General features: G+C 66.8%; 3 protein-coding genes. All 3 read left to right on the forward strand.

Features of this window, described 5'->3' with window-relative positions; translation table 11 throughout:
* The first annotated feature begins 130 nt into the window (after positions 1-130).
* Complete coding sequence (locus tag ACE3TQ_RS14400; protein ID WP_374582962.1) at positions 131-1,882, forward strand: ABC transporter ATP-binding protein; 1,752 nt, start codon at positions 131-133, stop codon at positions 1,880-1,882.
* Complete coding sequence (locus ACE3TQ_RS14405; RefSeq protein ID WP_374582963.1) at positions 1,869-3,656, forward strand: ABC transporter ATP-binding protein; 1,788 nt, start codon at positions 1,869-1,871, stop codon at positions 3,654-3,656. Before ACE3TQ_RS14400 ends, ACE3TQ_RS14405 begins: the two co-directional genes overlap by 14 nt.
* A gap of 99 nt (positions 3,657-3,755) precedes the next feature.
* The coding region (locus tag ACE3TQ_RS14410; protein ID WP_374582964.1) for a methyl-accepting chemotaxis protein at positions 3,756-5,521 on the forward strand (1,766 nt) is incomplete at its 3' end.

Here is a 5,521-nt window from a genome sequence, read left to right on the forward strand (position 1 = left end):
ACAATCGTACATTTTGCTGCGCAAAATGTCCGATTGTCAGACCTGACCCCGAATTTCGTTGCAGGCTCGGCGGAAAAATCTGCGCTGATGTATCCTTGCAGGCTCTTGGCAGCATTTTTCTTCTAAGCATATGAGTTTATCGCGCCTGATCGGTGGCTTCGTCCGCAGCCACTGGCGTCCTTATGCAGCGGCCGGCGCGATGCTGACCGGCGTTGCGATCATCGGTATCCTGATTCCGCGCCAGATCGGCTTGATGGTCGATGGCCTGGCGGCGGGCAAGCTTGGGCGCGAGGCGCTGTGGCAGGCGATCGGCTTGCTGCTCTTGCTGGGCCTGGCCAACTATGGCTTGCGCGTGGCCTGGCGCATGAAACTGTTTTCGGCGGCTTACCAGCTGGGCGTGGAGCTGCGCACGCGTTTCTATCGCCGCCTTTCCCTGCAAGGCCCGCAGTTCTTCCAGAAGCAGCGCACCGGCGACCTGATGGCGCTCGCCACCAACGATATCGATGCGATCGAGATGGCGGCCGGCGAGGCGATGCTGGCGGGCTTCGACGGTACCCTGACCTTGCTGCTGGTGCTGGGCATGATGCTGGTCGGCGTCGACTGGCGCCTGGCCATGTTTGCGCTGATTCCCTTCCCTCTCATGGCGTGGGCTTTCTGGCGCATCTCGTCGCATATCCATACGGCGTCGGCCGATTCGCTGGCGCGTTTCAGCGCCTTGAACGACCATGTGCAGGAGACCTTGTCCGGCGTGCGCACCTTGCGCGCGCTGGGTCTGGAACAGCGCAGCAGCAAACGCTTCGAGGAGCTGGCCGGGGCGGCGGCGGATGCCAGCCTGACGGCGCAGCGCTGGGAGGCGGCTTATGAACCGGCGGTCGGCCTGACCTTGACGGCGGCCACCGGCCTGTCGCTCGGCCTGGGCGGCTACCTGGTGTGGCGCAATGAACTGACCATCGGCGAGTTGACCAGTTTCAGCATGTACCTGGGCCAGTTGATCTGGCCGATGTTCGCGGCGGGCTGGGTGCTGTCGCTGATCGAGCGCGGCCGCGCGGCCTATGCGCGCCTGCAGCCGATGCTCGATGCGCCGCTCACCATCGAGGACCATGGCACGCTGCCCCAGGTGGCGCCGGGCACGCTGGAACTGCACGGCGTGGGCTTCACCTATCCGGGCCAGCAGGCGCCGGCGCTGTCCGACATTTCGCTGGCGCTCAAGCCCGGCCAGACTTTGGGCCTGGTGGGTCCGACCGGCGCCGGCAAGTCGACCCTGCTGCGCGTGCTGCTGCGCCAGGTGACGCCGACCGGCGGGCGCGTGACGTGGAATGGCGCGCCGCTCGATTCCTATACGCTGCAGGCGCTGCGCGCGGCGATCAGCTGGGTGCCGCAGGAGTCCTTCCTGTTCTCGGCGTCGATCGCGGACAATATCGCCCTGGCGCGGCCGGACGCCACGCGCGCGGAAGTGGAGCGCGCCGCCAGCCTGGCCGCCATCCACGACGATATCCTGCTGTTCCCGCACCAGTACGAGACGGAGGTGGGCGAGAAAGGCATCACCCTGTCCGGCGGCCAGCGCCAGCGCGTGGCGATTGCGCGCGCCCTGCTGTCGGATAACGATTTGCTGCTGCTGGACGATGCGCTGTCGGCGGTGGACACCGGCACCGAGACCGCCATCCTGGAACACCTGGAGGAGCTGCGCCGCGCCCACACCACGCGCAGCGCCATTATCGCCAGCCATCGCCTGAGCGCGGTGGTCGACGCGGACCAGATCGTGGTGCTGCAGCATGGCCGCATCACCGAATCGGGCACGCATGAAGAACTGCTCGCGCTGAACGGCTGGTACGCCAGCCAGTGGCGCTACCAACAACTGGAGGCCAGCCTTGACGCAGCCTGACAAACCAAGCGGCCGTGAACAGACGCGCCAGGCCATCGGCCTGCTGCGCGAGGCGTCCGGCCCCGACCTGCACCACCTGGGCTGGGCCGTGCTGTTCCTGACCGTGGCGGCCGGCCTGGAAGTGCTCGGCCCCCTGCTGGGCAAGCGCCTGATCGACAACCACCTGCTGCCCAGGCACCTGGACTGGCCGGTCATGGCCCTGCTGCTGGCCGGCGTGCTGGTGACCGGCTGGATTTCGACCTGGGTCCGTTACCGCCAGCTGGTGCGCCTGTCCGGCGTGGCCATGCGCTCGGTGCAGCGCCTGCGCGAACGGGTCTACACCCATGTGCTGAAGCTGCCGATGGCCTTCTTCGACCGCGCCATCACCGGCCAGCTGGTGTCGCGCGTGACCAATGACACGGAGGCGGTCAAGGGCCTGTACATCCAGGTGCTGTTCGTTATCCTGGACAGCACCATCGTGCTGGTGGGCACCGTGGCCGCCATGGGCTGGCTGGACTGGCGCCTGATGATCATCGTGGTGGCGCTGCTGCCCTTCGTGCTGGTGATCGTCTGGCTGTACCAGCGCCTGAGCGCGCCGGCCGTGACGCGCGCGCGCCAGCTGCGCAGCGACATCAATGCGCAGATCGCGGAATCGATCGGCGGCATGACGGTGCTGCAGGCGAACAATGCCGAGCTGCGCTTCGGCCAGCGCTTTGGCGCCACCAATGCCGAGCACTACACCCAGCGCCTGGCCGAGATCCGCGCCAATGCCTGGCTGCTGCGCCCGGCGCTCGACATGCTCAACATCCTGCTGCTGGCGTCGGTCATCTTCGTCTTCGGCCAGCGCGACATGAGCGCCGCCGAAGTGGGCGTGCTGTACGCCTTCATCAACTACATCGCGCGCGTGATCGAGCCGCTGATCCAGATCACCATGCAGTTCAGCCAGCTGCAGCAGTCGGTGGTGGCAACGGCGCGCGTGGCCACCCTGCTGGGCGAGGAGATCGCGCCCGAGCACCAGGCGGCCGGCCCCGCGCATGCGCGGCACGCCGCCAACGACGACGGCGCGCCGGCGGCCGACATCCGCCACCTGGACTTCGAGTACCTGCCGGGCCAGCGCGTGCTGCACGACCTGTCGCTGCAGATCCCGCAGGGCGCCTTCTTCGGCATCGTGGGCCACACCGGCAGCGGCAAATCGACGCTGCTGTCGCTGCTGCTGCGCTACTACCCGGCGCCGCACGGCAGCATCCGCATGAACGGCATGCTGCTGGACGAGATCGACAACGAGCAGTTCCGCGCCGACGTCGGCCTGGTGCCGCAAGACCCGTTCCTGCTGGCCGCTTCCGCGCGCGAGAATATCGACATGGGGCGCGGCCTGTCGCAGCAGGAGATCGAGGCCGCCGCGCGCGCCGCGCATTGCCACGACTTCATCATGGCGATGGAGGACGGCTACGACACGGTGATGGGCGAAGGCGGCTCGCGCCTGTCCTCCGGCCAGAAGCAGCTGATCGCCATCGCGCGCGCCCTGGCCGGCAAGCCGCGCATCCTGCTGCTGGACGAGGCGACCTCGCGCATCGATTCGCACACCGAGCAGATCGTGCAGGTGGCGCTGAACGAGCTGCGCGGCCAGGTCACCATCATCGCCATTGCGCACCGCCTGTCCACCATCCGCGCGGCCGACCGCATCGTGGTGCTGAACCACGGCCGCATCGTGGAGCAGGGTCCGCACGAGGATTTGATGCAAATTGAGAATGGTTTATACCAGCGGCTCTACCTTTTACAACAGCTGGCCGCTTAACTTGTTGTGGCTTCGCGAAATGTATTACTAGTCGATCAGTAGTCGGCGTATGCTGTCCCCGAGATGCTCTTACCAAAAGAACGCAACGGGGACGGTGCCATGCTTAAAAATCTTTCCATCAAGCGCATTTTCATTGCTTTTTTCGCCATCACGGTGGTACTGGCGACACTGACGATGCTGTCCCTGTTCCGCGTCGCCAGCAAGGAGGCCGAGGCCCGGCGCGCGGCCGATTCGCGCTACCAATCCTACCTGCTGGCCGACGAGCTGCGGCAAAGCTCGGACGACCTGACCCGCCTGGCGCGCGTGTACGTGGTGTCGGGCGAGCCGGCCTACGAGCAGCAGTACATGGACATCCTGGCCATCCGCAACGGCCAGAAGCCGCGCCCGAAGAACTATGAACGCATCTACTGGGATTTCGTGGCGGCCGGCGCCCCGGTACCGCCCTCCTCCGGCGAAACGGTGGCGCTGTCGGAGCTGATGAAGCGCGCCGGTTTCACCGAGCAGGAGTTCGCCAAACTGAAGGAAGCCGAGGCCAATTCCAATGAGCTGGTGCGCACCGAGGTGATCGCGATGAACGCGGTCAAGGGCAAGTTCGACGACGGCAAGGGCGGCTTCACGCGCGAGGCGGAACCGGACCTGGAAATGGCGCGCCGCATCATGCACGACAAGGCCTACCACCAGAACAAGGCGCGGATCATGAAGCCGGTGAACGAGTTCCTGGCGCTGCTGGATGAACGGACCGGCGCCGAAGTAGCCAATGCCACCGCGGCTTTCGACAAGGCGCAGTTCCTGGCGAAGGTGCTGCAAACGCTGTCGGTCATCGCGGCGGTGGGCTGCCTGCTGTTCGCCTACCGCTACATCCGCTCCGGCCTGCAGCAGGCCATCGATACGGCGGAGTGCATTGCCGGCGGCGATTTGAGCCAGGACATCGACACCAGCCGCCATGACGAAATCGGCCAGCTGCTGCATGCCATGGAGCATATCAACAAGGGCCTGGCCGACATGATCGGCAATATCCGCAGCAGCACCGACCAGATGACGGTGGCCACCAGCGAAATCGCCACCGGCAACGCCGACCTGTCGGCGCGCACCGAGTCGCAGGCCTCCTCGCTGGAGGAAACCGCGAGCGCCATGGAAACCCTGACCGATACGGTGCAGCAGAACGCCACCAACGCGCAGCAGGCCAACCAGCTGGCGGCGGAGGCGGCCGATGTGGCCGGTCAGGGCGGCGACGTGGTGGCGCAGGTGGTCAACACCATGGGGGCGATCAAGGAAAGCTCGGCGCGCATCAGCGACATCATCGGCGTGATCGATGGCATCGCCTTCCAGACCAATATCCTGGCCTTGAACGCAGCGGTGGAAGCGGCGCGCGCCGGCGAACAGGGGCGCGGCTTCGCCGTGGTGGCGTCGGAGGTGCGCAACCTGGCCCAGCGCAGCGCGGCGGCGGCCAAGGAAATCAAGGAGCTGATCGGCGCCTCGGTGGCGCGGGTGGACGAAGGCGGGCGCCTGGTCGATACCGCCGGCGGCACCATGCAGCGCATCGTGGAGTCGGTGCACAAGGTGGCCGGCATCATGGGCGAAATCACCAGCGCCAGCCAGGAGCAGAGCAGCGGCATCGGTGAAGTCAACACGGCGATCGGCCAGATGGACGCCATCACCCAGCAGAACGCCGCGCTGGTCGAGCAGGCTGCCGCCGCGGCGGAAAGCCTGCAGGAGCAGGCGCAGTCGCTGGCGCAGGCGGTCAGCATCTTCCGCCTGAAGCAGGGCGCCATGGCCGCCCGGCTGCCGGCCCGCCCGGCCGCCGCGCGCGCGGTGGCCGTGGCGCCGAAAGCCAGCGCGGCCGCTGGCCCAGCGGCGGCAGCACC

The sequence above is a fragment of the Pseudoduganella sp. genome, assembly GCF_041914865.1.
Taxonomy (GTDB): Bacteria; Pseudomonadota; Gammaproteobacteria; order Burkholderiales; family Burkholderiaceae_D; genus Rugamonas.